Annotated in this window: 19 protein-coding genes; 16 read left to right on the forward strand and 3 right to left on the reverse strand. The window is 36.2% G+C overall.

Annotation, left to right across the window (positions count from 1 at the left end; genetic code table 11):
* The first annotated feature begins 64 nt into the window (after positions 1–64).
* The 12 genes from AACH44_RS12535 (at position 65) to AACH44_RS12590 (ending at position 8,918) form a co-directional block, all read left to right on the forward strand.
* Positions 65–745: a TIR domain-containing protein gene (locus AACH44_RS12535; RefSeq protein ID WP_261848494.1), complete on the forward strand. Its 681-nt coding sequence runs from the start codon at positions 65–67 to the stop codon at positions 743–745.
* A gap of 23 nt (positions 746–768) precedes the next feature.
* Positions 769–1,311 carry a hypothetical protein gene (locus AACH44_RS12540; RefSeq protein WP_261848493.1) on the forward strand — a complete coding sequence of 181 codons (543 nt, stop codon included), beginning with the start codon at positions 769–771 and terminating at the stop codon, positions 1,309–1,311.
* A gap of 177 nt (positions 1,312–1,488) precedes the next feature.
* The gene (locus tag AACH44_RS12545; RefSeq protein ID WP_261848601.1) at positions 1,489–2,418 is read left to right on the forward strand and encodes a CBASS cGAMP-activated phospholipase; all 930 of its coding nucleotides are present in this window, start codon (positions 1,489–1,491) and stop codon (positions 2,416–2,418) included.
* A 210-nt stretch (positions 2,419–2,628) separates the two neighbouring features.
* Positions 2,629–3,069, forward strand: coding sequence for a toll/interleukin-1 receptor domain-containing protein (locus AACH44_RS12550; RefSeq protein ID WP_261848492.1), 441 nt, complete (start codon positions 2,629–2,631; stop codon positions 3,067–3,069).
* Between the two features lie 159 nt (positions 3,070–3,228).
* Positions 3,229–3,474: a hypothetical protein gene (locus tag AACH44_RS12555; protein WP_261848491.1), complete on the forward strand. Its 246-nt coding sequence runs from the start codon at positions 3,229–3,231 to the stop codon at positions 3,472–3,474.
* A 60-nt stretch (positions 3,475–3,534) separates the two neighbouring features.
* Positions 3,535–4,671, forward strand: a complete 1,137-nt coding sequence (locus AACH44_RS12560; RefSeq protein ID WP_071991936.1) for a toll/interleukin-1 receptor domain-containing protein — start codon at positions 3,535–3,537, stop codon at positions 4,669–4,671.
* Entirely contained in the window at positions 4,658–5,245 is a 588-nt protein-coding gene (locus AACH44_RS12565; RefSeq protein WP_261848490.1) for a hypothetical protein, read from the forward strand. Before AACH44_RS12560 ends, AACH44_RS12565 begins: the two co-directional genes overlap by 14 nt.
* Before the next feature lie 221 nt (positions 5,246–5,466).
* Positions 5,467–6,006, forward strand: coding sequence for a hypothetical protein (locus tag AACH44_RS12570; protein ID WP_261848489.1), 540 nt, complete (start codon positions 5,467–5,469; stop codon positions 6,004–6,006).
* Positions 5,969–6,157 (forward strand): hypothetical protein, encoded by a 189-nt coding sequence (locus tag AACH44_RS12575; RefSeq protein ID WP_261848600.1) that lies wholly within the window; start codon positions 5,969–5,971, stop codon positions 6,155–6,157. Before AACH44_RS12570 ends, AACH44_RS12575 begins: the two co-directional genes overlap by 38 nt.
* A gap of 132 nt (positions 6,158–6,289) precedes the next feature.
* Complete coding sequence (locus AACH44_RS12580) at positions 6,290–7,567, forward strand: tyrosine-type recombinase/integrase (RefSeq protein WP_261848488.1); 1,278 nt, start codon at positions 6,290–6,292, stop codon at positions 7,565–7,567.
* Between the two features lie 445 nt (positions 7,568–8,012).
* Positions 8,013–8,492 carry an Hcp family type VI secretion system effector gene (locus tag AACH44_RS12585; protein ID WP_039353631.1) on the forward strand — a complete coding sequence of 160 codons (480 nt, stop codon included), beginning with the start codon at positions 8,013–8,015 and terminating at the stop codon, positions 8,490–8,492.
* Between the two features lie 96 nt (positions 8,493–8,588).
* On the forward strand, positions 8,589–8,918 hold the full coding sequence (locus AACH44_RS12590) for a hypothetical protein (RefSeq protein WP_338659260.1): 330 nt from the start codon (positions 8,589–8,591) through the stop codon (positions 8,916–8,918).
* Between the two features lie 15 nt (positions 8,919–8,933).
* On the opposite strand, the gene AACH44_RS12595 is transcribed toward AACH44_RS12590, so the two are convergent.
* Both AACH44_RS12595 and AACH44_RS12600 read right to left on the reverse strand, forming a co-directional pair.
* Complete coding sequence (locus AACH44_RS12595; protein WP_261848486.1) at positions 8,934–9,728, reverse strand: DUF4225 domain-containing protein; 795 nt, start codon at positions 9,726–9,728, stop codon at positions 8,934–8,936.
* Between the two features lie 71 nt (positions 9,729–9,799).
* Complete coding sequence (locus tag AACH44_RS12600) at positions 9,800–9,994, reverse strand: toxin-antitoxin system HicB family antitoxin (protein ID WP_261848485.1); 195 nt, start codon at positions 9,992–9,994, stop codon at positions 9,800–9,802.
* Positions 9,995–10,233: 239 nt separating this feature from the next.
* Here AACH44_RS12600 and AACH44_RS12605 point away from each other — a divergent pair, with 239 nt between their 5' ends.
* The 4 genes from AACH44_RS12605 (at position 10,234) to AACH44_RS12620 (ending at position 13,974) form a co-directional block, all read left to right on the forward strand.
* A complete protein-coding gene (locus tag AACH44_RS12605) occupies positions 10,234–10,395 on the forward strand; it encodes a hypothetical protein (protein ID WP_201962476.1) in 162 nt (53 codons plus the stop codon).
* A 255-nt stretch (positions 10,396–10,650) separates the two neighbouring features.
* The gene (locus tag AACH44_RS12610; protein ID WP_338659261.1) at positions 10,651–12,201 is read left to right on the forward strand and encodes a recombinase family protein; all 1,551 of its coding nucleotides are present in this window, start codon (positions 10,651–10,653) and stop codon (positions 12,199–12,201) included.
* Positions 12,198–13,091: a ParB/RepB/Spo0J family partition protein gene (locus tag AACH44_RS12615; RefSeq protein WP_338659262.1), complete on the forward strand. Its 894-nt coding sequence runs from the start codon at positions 12,198–12,200 to the stop codon at positions 13,089–13,091. The genes AACH44_RS12610 and AACH44_RS12615 overlap by 4 nt, the downstream gene beginning before the upstream one ends.
* 4 nt (positions 13,092–13,095) lie before the next feature.
* On the forward strand, positions 13,096–13,974 hold the full coding sequence (locus AACH44_RS12620) for a ParB/RepB/Spo0J family partition protein (RefSeq protein ID WP_201962470.1): 879 nt from the start codon (positions 13,096–13,098) through the stop codon (positions 13,972–13,974).
* 7 nt (positions 13,975–13,981) lie between these two features.
* On the opposite strand, the gene AACH44_RS12625 is transcribed toward AACH44_RS12620, so the two are convergent.
* The gene (locus AACH44_RS12625; RefSeq protein WP_261848482.1) at positions 13,982–15,577 is read right to left on the reverse strand and encodes a TIGR04141 family sporadically distributed protein; all 1,596 of its coding nucleotides are present in this window, start codon (positions 15,575–15,577) and stop codon (positions 13,982–13,984) included.
* Position 15,578: the final 1 nt, after the last annotated feature.

The following is a 15,578-nucleotide window of genomic DNA, read 5'->3' on the forward strand; positions in this document are numbered from 1 at the left end:
TAATTTATTAAGTGACAATACTTTTATTAAATAAAGCAATCGAATTATCCTATAAGGAAGGATCATGGGAAGAAAAATATTCATTTCATACAAATACAGTGACTCTAATGTAGCAATATTAGATAACGATATATTCACAAAATCCAGGGATTATATAACAAAACTACAAGAATATATCGATGACAATGACCATATCAATAAGGGTGAGAATGATGACGAAGATTTAAGTGATTTTAAAGACTCCACCATAGAAACAAATCTTAAGAAGAAAATTTTTGACAGTACTCTCACAATCATTGCTATATCACCAAATATGAAAGAATCGTGGAAAAATGAAGATGACCAGTGGATCCCTTGGGAAATAGCTTACTCACTCAAGGAAATAACAAAAGATGGTAGAACTAGCGGTACAAATGCAATACTATCCATTGTTTTACCTGACAGCAACAATTCTTACTCATACTTTATAGAAGATGACTATTGTCCAACTTGTCAATGTAGACTTTTAAAAACAGATACTTTATTTGGGATCTTAAAAAGAAATATGTTCAATATTAAAAACCCTGAATACACAAGTTGTGATAGCCATATAACGGACAGTGTTGTATATAGTGGGTACTCATCATACATTTACGCTGTTAAATGGTGTGATTTTATTAAGGATGTAAATAAATATATTGACATTGCTTATGAAATAAATAAGAACAAGGAATGCTATAATATTTCAAAAACAGTAGCTCTTTGAATAAATAACCAAACAGGTGAAAAATGGCCATTATCACGCCTCTTGCAGGTATAAGAATACATTTATCCGGTTCTATTCATGATAGCAAAAAAGAAGATATTTACACTTTCGTAAAACTATTTTCTGCTCGTATATTTAGTGAGGGTGGTACTGTAATACATGGAAGCCATCCGACCTTTATAAAACCACTTGAAGAATCAGCGAGAGCATTTATACAGGCAGGCGGAACCTCTGAGGCACTAACGTTCGTTCGTGCAAAAAAATATGCGATTACAGATGAGCAGCTATTAGAAATAGAGGCCCAGCGTGAATTTTCAACTGTACAGATAGTTCCCGCTGATCCAGAAGATGATAATACCGGCCTGATATCTATTAGAGAGTGGATGGCCGATAGAGCTGATGTTATCGTCTGTGTGGGCGGAAAATGGTGGGATGTAAATAAATCTCAAGCAGGTGTTCCAACAGAATTAGAAACAATGCTCAAAAGAGGTAAGCCTGGCTTCATTGTTGCAGGTTATGGTGGTGCTACTGAGGGATATCTTAGGGATATCTTAGGGATATCTTAGGGATATCTTAGGGATAATGAAAATATTTTATCAAAACTTCATAATGGACTAACTATAGATGTAAATCGCCAGATATCTAACTCAACCGATGTTAATCATATAATTAACACAATAATAGAACAAATTAAAAGACTTCCGTTAATACAGCATAACATATCTAGATCCCGAAACTTTAGAATATTAGCTCTAGACGGGGGTGGATTAAGAGGCACCTTTACTGCTGCAGTTCTTGCAAAATGGGACGATATGCTAGGAAGTGGTGGGGGTAATAATCTTATATCTCATTTTGATTTAGTTGCAGGAACGTCTACAGGTGCAATATTAGCGATTGGACTTGCCTTAGGCATTAAACCTAGTAAAATATTAGAATTTTATGTCAAAAACGGGCCTCTCATATTTCCCAAGGATAGAAAGTTAAGACACTGGCTAAGATCAAAACATGAATCATCAACGTTAAGAGGGTTATTAGAAGAAATATATGGTGAAAAGAAATTATCCCAACATTCATGTTGCCGTTTAGTCATTCCAACAGTTAGGGCAAAGCATGGTCAGGCCGAAGCTATAGTAACTCCTCACAGTCCAGATCGAACCGCCTTTAGGGAAATATCAGCTGTAGATGCTGCCCTTGCTTCTTCCGCTGCACCGACTTACTTTGATGAATCAATATGGGATTCTCCTATAGCTCCAGAAAGTTATTTAGACGGAGGTGTTTGGGCTAATAACCCAATACTCCCAGCTCTTGCTGAAACGGTGAGACATCTAAACATTCCTTTAAACCGTATAGATGTTCTCAGCGTGGGAACATTAAGTTGTGAGAGCGATTTCAGCGAATCTCTAGGTAAAGGAAAAGCTGGTTGGGCTCCGCATAGCGCAGATCTCTTTTTCGCTGCTCAAGAACATGGAGCACTTACTTTAGCAGAAAGTTTCTTGGGCCCCACCAGGCATCTCAGAATTAACCAACAAACACCTATTGAAATAAAATTAGATGATATAGATGCAATATCTGAAATGAAAGAACGTGGTAATGAGATTGGCAAGGATTCATTCATAGAAGTTCGTTCAAGGTTCTTTGATGGCACCCTTGCTGAAAAATGGACTAAATTTTAAATGTTTCCATATAAAACCAGAATAATCATAGACATTTTTTAAAAAATAGATTCAAGTCAGGAAAGTAATGTATAAAACGCACATCATTTATCACCAAATTTTTATTATTAATAAAAATCAAAACCAAGCCATTGCTAATATTAATACATTAGGTTTCTAAAACACTAAACCCTTATAATTTTCATTCATTAAACAGGAGTATAAGAACTAATGTTTGCAGATATCAGTATTTATGATTTTAATGCTAACTCTTTATATTATTCAAGTGATGAAATATCACAATATCGTCTTCAAAAAAACCAAGACTTTGATCGTAAAGGTCTTACTGATTACCTCCTAGATGGAAATAACCTCCTTGATGGTAAAGCAATTATGAATGATTTTTTCCCTCATTTGGAGGCTGACATATTTCTTTCCCATGCACACTCGGACGAAGATGATGTTATAAAACTTGCTATTAAACTTGAAAGTTTAGGTTTGAAAGTTTTCGTTGATTCGTGTATATGGGGGTATGCTGACGGCCTACTGAAAAAGGTAGACAATAAATTTTGCCTTAATGAATCTAAAACAAGCTATAATTATGAAATGCGTAATCGTACAACATCTAATGTTTACATGATTTTAAATTCTGCACTTCATAAAATGATTTAAAAAACTGAGCTTTTACTTTTCCTCCAAACCAATAACTCACTTAAAATTAGCAATTACATTTCCGATAAATATTATTTATCATCGCCTTGGATATTTTCAGAATTAACTTTCGCAAGTCTATGTGAGCGAACTGAACGCAGAAAAATAAAAGTAAGTGGTATGTCAAGCCTTTCTCAAGAAGCAATGGATATGGCTATTAATGAAGAAGCAATATTTGCACATGAGTTTCCTAAAACACAATATCATATCTCAAATAATACTTTTGAATCTTGGCTAAAAAAACCATTGTCACACACTTCAAATACAACTTACGAAAGAGAATTATCTGCATTAAGAAAGTTAGATGAATTATATCATAATGCACAGATCCCTTCGGAATTTTTGCTCTCTTCTCGTTTGGCATAATCTCTTGGAAAACAATATTTACAATGATATTTATTTACAACCGCTCTCCTAAGGAAATTTATGTTTCTCTATCATATAGCTGTAATGGGTCTTCCATCTCCAGAACAGTTGAGTGGGCTCCAAGAATTCTTAAATGATACTCTTAGTTCGTTTCAAATGACCATAGGGAAAGAAGTTGACTGCCAGGTGTGTCCAAAAAATTTCATCCCTCCTTATCAACAGAATGTGGCAGTAATTTATTATTGTGACGGTTCTACGGTTCATCCTGACATCCCTAGTTTACTCGAACTTGGTATTCCAATTATTCCTATCGTTAGCTCTCTTGGTTTGATCGAGGTTGAAGTACCAACAGAACTACGACATTTGAACTGCATGTCAACCAGCGATCATGATGTTTATAGCATCGGTGCGGCATTGCTAGAATGCGTCGGACTTTTGCCTCATGAACGTAGAGTTTTTCTTAGTTACCGCCGTACTGAATCAAGGGAAGCAGCACTACAGTTGTATGATGAGTTAGGTGCAAGACAGTTTGATGTATTTCTAGACACTCATGGTATCCGACCTGGGCAACCATTTCAGAGCAAGTTATGGCATAATCTCTGTGATTCAGACGTGTTAATAATGCTTGATACAGAAACATATTTCGAAAGCATGTGGTCTAGTGCTGAATATGGACGGGCTCTGGCAAAAAATATCAGCATCTTACAAGTTGTCTGGCCTGGCAGAACGCCTGACAAAAAGACTAGCACAGCCTCTCAAGAGATTCTTCAACCAGGAGATATTCTTGAAACTGGACTTTTTGCAGATCCTGTTCTTAATCGCCTTTGTAAACGTTTAGAAGCAGTAAGGAGTAAAGGATATGCCGTACGAACATTAAATCTTATTGATAGAATTCGTACAGATATCATTCGAATACAAGGCTCATTCCACGGAGTTGGTCCTGGTCGTTCGGTGCATTTTTCTCTAATGAACGGTGAAGCATTTATAGCTTATCCAACGATGGGAGTTCCTTCGTCAATATCACTTTATAACGCTTATCTGAATACACCAGAACAATCGCTTGCTATAGTCTATGATTCAGTTGGTATGGACAAGAGATGGCTGAAACATCTTAAGTGGTTAGGTTCACATGTTAAAATAGCCACCTACATACCTATACATGAGTTTGCTTGGGAGCTTACAGGTGAAGGACATTAATGATATGCAAGAGATTTTCTTATCTGCTAGCGTACCCGTCCCTAACAGAGGCGATTACTACAAAAATTCAGACCCCTTTCTTATCCAAAGTGCAGTAAGGGAACTCATTGTCCAAGTAATAAGAAGCCATATAATTGTTTGGGGCGGACATCCTGCCATCACTCCTATGATTCTTACGATCTGCGAAGATTTAGATGTTGATTACAATAAATCAGTCGTTCTATACCAAAGTCGCTTCTTTTCAGAAAGCTTTCCTAAAGAAAATATGGAGTTTAGTAATGTTGTTCTTACAGATATTATAGAAAACGACCGAGTAAAAAGTCTGTCTCACATGAGAGAAAAAATGCTTTCCCGTAAATCTTTATCCGCTGCTGTTTTTATTGGTGGGATGGAAGGGATCCAAGAAGAGTATGAAATTTTTACCCGTCTTAATCCTCAAGCAGATGTTCTTCCTGTGCCTTCTCCAGGTGGAGCATCAAGGGAACTGGCAATAAAGCTTGGCGTTAAAACAGAAAATGAACTGAACGACATAGCTTTTTCTCGTCTATTTTATGAACGTTTCTGCGCCTCGTAAACCTTTTAGCGTTACCCATATCTTCGGGGGCATATACTTTTTGATATCAATCAATAAATTATATGCTTTTGATTTTTTAAATTACATGAACTGAATAAGTTAAATTTTTCATCTCCCTCCCAATTAGACAATAAAGATGTCTTGGATATTATAGAAATTAAGTCCAAAAGTGAATCACTTATCTCTTTACTATGAAACTTTCATACTAGGTGGTATCAGATATGTATAAAAAAAGTTTATCTGAAAAAAATATGACGCTGACTATTAGTAACCCCAATGATTTCACTTCTGACACCCTTAGCGAATATACATATATTCTCAGAAAGGGTGGATCCGTTAATGTCAATGAAGATCGATTAGCAAGTGCTGCATACTGGGCCATCATCAAAGATGAGGTTACTAATAAGTTGGCGGCGGCTGGATCACTGAAGAGTACTGCGAAAAACCTGCCTTATTACCATAATATTTTTGGCCGTTATAAGGCAGCATTGAGACAAGAGTTTAATACCAGCGATTATCCGTTTGATCTTGGTTATATTGTTACTGACTCTGATTTTCGTAAATGTGGCCATTGTAATATGATTATTGATTCATTGCTAGAATTGGTAAAAGACTGTGGTATTTTAGCAACTACACAAAATCAGAGTATTAAAAATAAGTTGGAAATCAGAGGATTCAAGTCTCAAGGAGCAAAGTGGCTAGCAACCGACAATGGGTTCATTAATCTTTATCTGCGCCAAAGGCCAGATCACGCGCATTAACAGTTGTTTAGTGGTCATTCTGGTGGTCTTTACAGAACGGCAATTCAGGTTTAGCTTACATATTAGCCAGTTACTGGCAAAGGCGATCCCAGTCAGAGGAGCCAAATTAAAGAATGTAGATGCCCACGGGTGTCTACATTTTTGCATTTAATCAATTACTTGTCTCCCCTCTCTTGTCTACTAACATCCACTGAAAAATACCTGAATCCAACAGTTTTGTTGGTAGATTTCTTGGTAGTGCTGGTTAGATTTTCCTTATACCAACAAAAAGGAAAGAGAATCTATGTCACTTACTGACACCAAAGTAAAAAAAGCTAAACCTCTTGAGAAAGAATACAAGCTTACTGATGGTCTTGGTATGCACCTGCTTGTCCACCCGAACGGATCTAAATACTGGCGGCTTTCCTACCGCTTTGCACAGAAGCAAAAACTGTTAGCGCTGGGGGTTTACCCTGCGATTTCTTTGACTGACGCAAGGGAGCGTCGTGATGAAGCGCGTAAGCTGATTGCTAATGGGATTGATCCAGGAGCCAGAAAAAAATCAGGCCGGGAGCGACAAGGAACACACGATGAGTCCCGCTCTTTTGCTGCAATAGCTCGTGCATGGGCGGAGACCAAAACCAAGTGGTCAGAAGACTACAAAGTTAAGGTCTGGAGACGCATTGAAAACTACCTCCTGCCAGACCTGGGAAATCGTGATGTATCAGAACTTGATACCAGCGATTTACTCATCCCCCTCAGAAAAGTTGAGAAATTAGGCTATCTCGACATCGCCATGCGCCTGAAGCAGTATACAACCTCTATCATGCGATACGTCGTCCAGCAGAAAATCATCAGTTACAACCCTGCTTATGATTTGCAAGGCACTATCGAAAAAGGTGAGACAGCGCACCGCCCTTCTATCGAAATCTATGAAATTCCCGATCTCTTACAAAAACTCGACAACTACCGTGGTCGGGGTCTTTTAACAGAATTAGCGATCAGGCTCACATTATTGGTTTTTGTCAGGTCAAGTGAGTTACGTTTTGCTCGATGGAGTGAAATCGACTTCAAAAAATCGCTCTGGGTTATCCCTGAACAACGCAAGGAAGTTAAAGGGGTAAAACACTCCGGTCGTGGTGCCAAAATGAAGAGAAAGCATTTTGTCCCACTGTGCAGGCAGGCGGTTGAGATCTTGAAAGAGGTTAAACAGATCACTTATGGTGAAAAAGCGGGTGACGGGTTTATTTTCACCGGGTTTTACGACAGTGATTCTGCGATGAGTTCAGGCACTATCAATAAAGCCCTTCAGCGTATGGGATACGACACCAAAACCGACCTGTGTGGACATGGCTTTCGCACGTTAGCCTGTAGTGCATTGACGGAATCGGGATTATGGTCGGAAGACACGGTTGAGCTTCAAATGAGCCATAAAGAAAAAAACACCGTTAGATCAGCCTATACCCATAAAGTCAGCCATCTTGATCAGCGTAAACTGATGCTGCAATGGTGGGCTGATTTTCTGGATGCGAACCGCAATGGAGTAGTTAGCCCGTTTGAGTTTGCCAACAGGAAGCAATAATCACTGCCCTTTTAGCCCCTTCATGGTCGTTGGGGCTTTTCGGACAACTCGCTTCAAATCAGATTGGCTATATTTTGTAGGAAAGTAGCCCATACCGTGCGAAAAATACCGCACTTACAGAACAGATTTTATTTTTTCATTCACCCACACGGTCATATCATGCAACAGTTCTATTTCTAATATATTACCCTTTGATAAATAATAGATAATTTTTTAATTATCGATTTTTAGTATACCTATGAGCTACATTTCCGTTTTCCTTTCCCACCAAAAACCATTTTCGTACAAATAATTAATGCAATAATTATCGCATTGGCAATCATTTAAAATCATACACATTGCCCGATAACCGCTATTGACTCGTTGACTAAAAAATGCAGAAATTACACTCCCATAAGGAAAAAGGATTTATGGGGCGATTATGGATAACATTAAGGAATAAATAATGGCAAATTTGATCTATCTGAAACTCACTGGCATCAAACAAGGTCTGATCTCTGCGGGTTGTTCAAGTGCAGACTCGATTGGCAACAAATATCAGATCGCTCATGAAGATGAAATTTTTGTTTATGAGTTAATGAATAGAATAACTCGACAGGATAATGTTGCTCTCAACCCTGTAGAAATAAGAAAGCCAATAGATAAAGCTACCCCACTTATTGCCCAGGCATTAGGCGATAACGAAAAACTAACCTGTGAATTCCTGTTTTACAGAACCTCTCAATCAGGTGGTAATGAACTCTATTTTAAAATGGTGCTGAGAGACGCTATTATCAACGACATTCAGTTTTTCTATCCTAACTCATTGACACATAATGAAACGCAGCCGCAGGAAAGTATTTCGTTCAAATTTGCATCAATCGAATGGGAGCATGTGGTAGCAAGAACCAGTTCTTTCCTTTTATGGACTGATTCGACTTACTAAATACAGAACTGATGGGCGATAGTGTTAAAATGTCTCTACGCCCTATCAAACGCTATAAGGGAAAATCGGAGAAAAGAAACAATGAATGATCAAGACATGGAAAAAGAACTACTAGAAAATGGGTTCACACAAAACGATATTACCAAAATGAGGGGGATTGTTTCACGTAGTGCAAATAGTGGAGAAACATTATTGATGTTAACACATTCTTTAAAAAAGACATTTTACAATGGGTGTTTTATATCAATAATACTTATTGCTTCATTTATCATTAACGCCGTTTTTAATATTTCCGATGATTGGGTTGAAATATTAATTCATTTTACTCTAACAATATTTTTTCTCTTACCTGTATATTACCTTGCACCAATGAACTTAGCATATAAATCATATTCCTATCTAAAGAGAAAAGATAAAACGGGCTGAGATTAGCCCATTAAATTAAAGAGAATCATCTTCATATATGTCAGACATTATCCGTATTTTGTTTCCAGCCCCGACCATCTTCAACATCAGTGATGCTCTACTCATTGTATTTATTTTTCTATAATAATCACTTGGAATATATCTAAAAAGCCGCCAGGCATCAGGTTTAAGTGTTAATTTAACAATACCATAGAATGAGGTAACAAGATCGACTGAATGATAAGCCAGCAAGCCTGCTTTTTTATCAAAACCTAAGAATTCAGCAGCATGCATATAACCAGATTTCATAAATCCAATTTCATCATCACGCCCAATAAGATGTAAAAAACTCTCCAGAGATGAGCTTGCACCATTAAGAACAATATGGGCACCGGCAAGTTTACCGATATAAGTTGTCGAACCAGCAATAACACCGAATCCAGAAAATACCTGAGCACCGTTCAAAATAACACCGATTGCATTTATTGTGTAACCGATCTCCTTCTCTCTTTTCTCCATATTGATGGTAATAAATACCTTGGCTTTCTCAAGAGAAAGCATTGTCCCTTGGTTTTCAATATTGGCACATTCCTCCCTGATATTATTAATAGCGGTCTGACATTCAGATGAACTACTGGCATTTCTAACAACTTCCAGATTTCCATTCGAAAACTTCCGAATCTCATCCTCAAATTTTGCTTTAAGAAAGAGATCGTGAATATGGCGGGATGATACAATTCTGGCAGTTTTCATTAGGTCAAACGCAGCGGTCTGAGCCATAGCCAAAAAATATTGATTATTAACACTATTTCTATTTAGATAATTGTCCATACTTCTCATCCTTGACGTTAGAGAACATTGTGGTCACCATCTTTGGTTGTTTGTTCAGTACTAGCTAAACCTTACCCCTTCGGCTCAATCCCCTGCTTTCTCAATTCCTGACGGGCAAGCTCTTTGAACCAGTTACCAAGACTAACACCTTTTTTTGCTACAACTTCATCTAGCTGTTCACGTAGCTCAGGCGAGATGCGTATCTGGAAAGTCGGTGATTTACCTGTTGACGAAGATTTCTTCGTATCACGTTTTATCGTTGACATGTACGTACCTTTTTAACTATGCTGGATTTTATAGGTACGTACACTATCACAAAAGCATATCGTCACCAATCGTCCCTGCCTGATACGGACATATCAGACAGAGACTAACCACACCGTTAAGGAAACTAACGACATGGCTATCAGCAAGTCTAGCAATTCCCTTATTGAAGATCAGCACTTTAAGCAATCGAGTAAGCGTTATTTTAATCTGTTCGGGCAAAAGGTTATGGAGGTGGGCTATGTTCGATAACACACCTTTAGAACAGGAAGAAATCATCGATCAGTGCAGAGCGTTGATCTACGCAGTTATCGAAACCAAACAGCCACAGGTGAAAGAAATTCTGACGTTCATTCTTTGGGAAAGGCTCGACTGGTTGTATCAGGACTTTCATACTGATTAATATCAGATCATATTGACCTATGTGCTAATCCCCAAAAAGTGGAACTTTTGTTCCACTCATTTCTAAAACCTCTTTGGTTACTTTTCAGGCTACAGGTATCAGCCTCACTCCATTGTCAGATTTCTGCCTCAATACTTCTCACGTTTCTTATCAAAAATACCTAAACCCTGATGGCAAAAAAATATTGTATTTGGTTGATTTTTGATCAATTGTTGCGGATATGAAAATTTCCTGAAATTGCGTAGAGCTAATATCATGGAATTAAATACTTTTGAAAAACAAAAAATTAAAGTCGCTCAGTATCTTCGGATGTCCACTGAGCACCAACAATATTCGTTGCATAATCAAGCTACGTTCATCAAAGACTACGCTGATAAACATGACATGCTCATCACTCATACCTATGATGATGCAGGCAAAAGTGGTGTGACAATCTTAGGGCGTGTAGCACTTCAGAAACTCTTAAACGATGTCATTTACCGCCACATAGAAATACAAGCCGTCCTCGTCTATGACGTAAGCCGATTTGGTCGTTTCCAAGACATTGATGAAGCTGGTTATTACAGCCATATTCTCAAAATGAATGGGGTTGATGTCATTTTCTGTGCTGAGCATATACCAACAAAAGAGCACCCTCTTGAAGCAATGCTGATGCTGAGTATTAAACGCGCAGGAGCTGCGGATCTCAGTAAAAATTTATCAGACAAAGTCTACGCAGGACAGGTCAACCTAATCAAACGTGGCTACCATCAAGGTGGCACTCCGGGATATGGGTTAAGACGACAACTTATTGATGAAGAACATACCCCAAAAGAAATTTTGTTATTTGGCAGAAGGAAGAGTATTCAAACTGATAGGGTAATTCTAATTCCTGGTCCGAAAAATGAAAGAAGGATCGTAAATGAAATATATGATATGTTTATTTTTAAAAACATGCCTGAATTTATAATAGCGAGTATATTAAATGAAAGAGGAGTAAAGGCAGAAAACGGAACTATCTGGTCAAGATCCAAAATACATCAAATATTAACCAATGAAAAATATATTGGTCATAATGTTTATAATAAAACATCTTACAAGCTTAAAAAGAAATTCATAAAAAACCCAGAGTCCGAATGGATAAGGTGCGAAAATTCTTTCACCCCAATAATTTCAAAAAGCAAATTCACTTTAGCTAAAGAAATAATAATTTCACGTTCTCATCATCTAACAAACGAACAACTCCTAGATTATTTAAAAAACAGACTTAAAGAAAAGGGAAAACTTTCTGGAATTATAATTGATGAGGATGATACTGGCCCTTCTAGTTCAGTTTTTAGAAACAGGTTTGGAGGGTTACTACAGGCTTATGAAATCATAGGATATAAACCTGAACACGATTATCAATACATCGAAATAAATAAAAACCTTAGAAATTACCATTATATTGAAGTTAATAACTTCCTAAATAAAGTGACTGCACTTAACAACATTGCTGATACTAAATCTCATTCACCATTAATATTAATCAACGACACCCTCAGTATTTCATTCATAATAGCGCGTTGTAAAAAATTGCCTTCTGGCAGATTACGCTGGAAAATAAGGTTTGAGAATTCATTAAAACCTGATGTAAGTATAGTTGTCAGAATGGATAGCATTAATAAAACCCCAGTGGATTATTATATATTCCCTTCTCTGGATATCTTGTTTGAGAGAGTAATACTCTCAGAAAATAATGCATTTCATTTTGATTTTTATCGTTTTGATAATCTGAACGAGCTTTATAACATGATAGAAAGAACAGCTATATCGGAGGCTGTATGAGAAGAGTATCATCTGACAATCATAAAATAGTTTTAGTCGAAATATCATTAATAAAGGTATCAAACCCAAGAACAAGAAATAAATTCATTCACAATGGGATAAAAGAAAACATCGAAAAGACAGGGCTAAGAAAGCCAGTTTCTTTAAGAAAGATAAAAGACAAAAACTTTGAGTATGCATTAATTTGCGGTCAGGGAAGAATTGAAGCACTGGTTAAATTAGGTGAAACACATGTTCCTGCGATTATCAAAGATGTTGGTGAGGAAGCAGGATATATTATGAGCCTTGCTGAAAACATTGCCAGGCGAAACCCTAGAACAGTAGAATTATTTGAAGTAGTCAGAGATATGAAATTGCGAGGCATGTCAGACTCAGAGATTGGAGAGCGTTTGGGCTATTCAAAAAATTGGGTTAATAACATAACTATGCTTCTTTCAAAAGGTGAACAAAAATTTTTAACTGCTGTAGAAAATAGAAAAATTCCATTATATTTAGCAGTCGAGTTTGCAAGGAGCAATACAGAAGAATCTCAGCAATTATTTCTTGATGCTTATGAAAAAGGGTTAATAAAGAGCCGAGATGTTATAAAAATAAGAAACATCCTTGATAGAAGAAGTGAAGGCAATAAAGGCAGTAAAAATATAGAATACATTCACAATAAGAATCAGAAAAAGATGTCTCCAGAGGAGTTGATGAACGTTTACCAGGAAAATATTGATAAACATAAATCATTACATGCGAGATCAGAATATGTATTAGAAAATCTGACACTAATTAAACAGATCATTCAGGAACTTATTTCGCATGATGCCTTCATCCAAATATTGAAGTCAGAAACCTTAAATGACATACCAACATTAATCATAGAATCAATTCAAAATAGAGGGTAAAGAAATGATAAAATTTTGCTTTGGAAAAGAGTTTGTTGATATAGATATACAAAAACTCACGCCGTCAAAGAATTTAATACCAAACGTCAAGAAAAGTATAAAGTATGCTCAAATTAAAACATCAATAAAAGAAATAGGACTGATAGAGCCAATCATTGTTTATCCAGAAAACAATGGAAAAACAATAAAAATACTCGATGGTCATTTAAGAGTAGAGGCAATGAAAGAAATTGGTTCAGATAGTATCGCATGTCTTATATCCACCTTGGATGATGCATATACACCAAATAAGCATGTAAATAGATTAACCATCATTCAAGAGCAGAAGATGTTAAAGATCGCCATGGAGAGGGTTTCAATAGAAAAATTAAGCTCTTCATTAGGTATATCTATTGATACACTAAAAGGAAGGTCTAAACTTCTTGATGGGATAGATCCAAAAGTTATTTCTTTGCTATCCGATAAGCATACCCCTAGAGCAATGTTTAATATAATAAAAAAGATGAAGCCAATACGTCAAATAGAAGCCGCTAATATGATGATAAGTTTCGATAACTATAGTAGAAATTTTGCCCTATCATTGTTGAATGGTACAAAACCAGATTTACTAATCAAAGGAAAAGAAAACTCCTTAACAACATCAGAGACAAGAAAAAACATACAGCGTCTAGAAAGAGAAATGGCAACAATACAAAATGAAACAAATCGAATAGAAGAAATTTATGGCGCTAACACATTAAAATTTGTCATCGCAAAATCTTATATAAAGAAATTGCTAGATAACAACAAGGTTTTACACTGGTTAATAGAGCATAATCCAGATTATCTTAAAGAATTAAAAAAAGTATCATCCATAAATTCGTTAGAAAGAACAAAAACTTAATATAATTCTAACTTGGCCGATACGTTTTTTTCTTATAAATAAGATCATCTATATCAATCTTACATAGCCTTACATTGTAGCCAAGATTAGAAAGCTGACGATAGAAGTTTTTAAGATTTATTTTTGAAAAAAGAGGCAACCCTTTAGGCAATTCGTTTTTTGTCGCTATCGCAAATACTATTTTATAATCTTTTGTTTCGGGTCTGAGGTTGAAATCACTCTGTAAATCATCAGGTAGATGAGCGTTTAATTTTTTACGAAACTCTTTGTCACCAACAAATAGTTCCCCACTTACATATCCTTGTGAAAATAGATGGCTCATACTCTGAGAACCACTATAATACTTAACATGTATAAGTACTTTTCCATCTTTTATCATATCACAAAACTCTACTTTACTATGCCCTGCACCATGATAAATAAATTTTTGATCCATCAAAAGAAAAGAACTATTCTCAGCACACACACCTTTAATATAATCTTCTTCATGCTCAAAAGAGTAAGTAGGTAACAATTGGTTATCTTCATAAATAGGGATTTTATTTATTTCATCGTCAATACTTGACAAGAAATTGGTGTCTGCGCAATACCAAACACCATTCCTTAATATATAGCTCTTGTCACCACTCTTTATCTCCGCATATAAACACCTATATATTGACCATGACCTTATAGACTCATACTGTTCATTAAGAGAGTGGATATTCTTATTTTTTAATACATCTATCGTTATATCTAATTTTCTAATCTTACAGTATTCTAAAAAACTTCCAAGTGCTAAAACTGGATATATAGGACTGTTATTCCTCCTTTCAAAACAATATCCTATCTGTTTTTCCCAATCTACAATTTCCGGTTCACCAATGATAACATCAGTAAAATCTCCAGAATTAATCAGGTCAACCAATTCAAAGTCAAGGATCTCCACTTCTTCATCATCAGCCTGTTTTATATTGTTTATCCATTCAAATTCGTTTGGTAGAGGTTTTTTGTAGATTTCAATTATCTTGTCTAGTAGTCCTGTTATCTCGCTAAACGATATGTCAGGGGTAATGACTAAAGCATCTCTTCCAGTTACTTTGTCACCAAGCAAGTCTTCTGTGCAAATTCCTGTAAGAGTTGTTAATATATCTAATTCAGAATCAATTTTTAGATTATATATATTAACCTCTCTGGTGCTCTGACTCCTTGTAAGCAAATTAGTCTCATTGTGATTACCTTTATCTAAACTCCTGATTTTATTTTGCGATATGGAATTTAATGTCACTTTAAGCCCAAATTCTCTGACGATGTAATTATCGTTAATTAAATGGTGCCCAGTTCCAAAAGGAAAAACAAACCGTTCCTCTTTGTAATCAATCAACAAAATAGCGCCTGTACTGCTATTTTTTCCAAAGATATCATACGGTAAATCGGGTTTTGCAGAGAAAAATAAATCTGCCCATTCAGGTATTTGAGGTTCATAATCCTGTTTAATAAATAAATGGGCTTTAGCATCTGCCAGTATTAACTCTATAGGTACCTTAACTCTTTCAAGATTAAGTAGCTGATCCAGTTCTTTTGCCGATTTCTTAGCTAGGTAAATTGAAAGACGCAGCTTCATA

Source organism: Pectobacterium araliae (assembly GCF_037076465.1).
In the GTDB taxonomy this organism is placed as follows: Bacteria; Pseudomonadota; Gammaproteobacteria; order Enterobacterales; family Enterobacteriaceae; genus Pectobacterium; species Pectobacterium araliae.

Coding starts and splice junctions, on each gene's coding strand:
- AACH44_RS12535 (WP_261848494.1), top strand. CDS start 65: ATGGGAAGAAAAATATTCATTTCATACAAATACAGTGACTCTAATGTA.
- AACH44_RS12540 (WP_261848493.1), top strand. CDS start 769: ATGGCCATTATCACGCCTCTTGCAGGTATAAGAATACATTTATCCGGT.
- AACH44_RS12550 (WP_261848492.1), top strand. CDS start 2,629: ATGTTTGCAGATATCAGTATTTATGATTTTAATGCTAACTCTTTATAT.
- AACH44_RS12555 (WP_261848491.1), top strand. CDS start 3,229: ATGTCAAGCCTTTCTCAAGAAGCAATGGATATGGCTATTAATGAAGAA.
- AACH44_RS12560 (WP_071991936.1), top strand. CDS start 3,535: ATGTTTCTCTATCATATAGCTGTAATGGGTCTTCCATCTCCAGAACAG.
- AACH44_RS12570 (WP_261848489.1), top strand. CDS start 5,467: ATGTATAAAAAAAGTTTATCTGAAAAAAATATGACGCTGACTATTAGT.
- AACH44_RS12580 (WP_261848488.1), top strand. CDS start 6,290: ATGTCACTTACTGACACCAAAGTAAAAAAAGCTAAACCTCTTGAGAAA.
- AACH44_RS12585 (WP_039353631.1), top strand. CDS start 8,013: ATGGCAAATTTGATCTATCTGAAACTCACTGGCATCAAACAAGGTCTG.
- AACH44_RS12590 (WP_338659260.1), top strand. CDS start 8,589: ATGGAAAAAGAACTACTAGAAAATGGGTTCACACAAAACGATATTACC.
- AACH44_RS12595 (WP_261848486.1), bottom strand. CDS start 9,728: ATGGACAATTATCTAAATAGAAATAGTGTTAATAATCAATATTTTTTG.
- AACH44_RS12600 (WP_261848485.1), bottom strand. CDS start 9,994: ATGTCAACGATAAAACGTGATACGAAGAAATCTTCGTCAACAGGTAAA.
- AACH44_RS12605 (WP_201962476.1), top strand. CDS start 10,234: ATGTTCGATAACACACCTTTAGAACAGGAAGAAATCATCGATCAGTGC.
- AACH44_RS12610 (WP_338659261.1), top strand. CDS start 10,651: ATGGAATTAAATACTTTTGAAAAACAAAAAATTAAAGTCGCTCAGTAT.
- AACH44_RS12615 (WP_338659262.1), top strand. CDS start 12,198: ATGAGAAGAGTATCATCTGACAATCATAAAATAGTTTTAGTCGAAATA.
- AACH44_RS12620 (WP_201962470.1), top strand. CDS start 13,096: ATGATAAAATTTTGCTTTGGAAAAGAGTTTGTTGATATAGATATACAA.
- AACH44_RS12625 (WP_261848482.1), bottom strand. CDS start 15,577: ATGAAGCTGCGTCTTTCAATTTACCTAGCTAAGAAATCGGCAAAAGAA.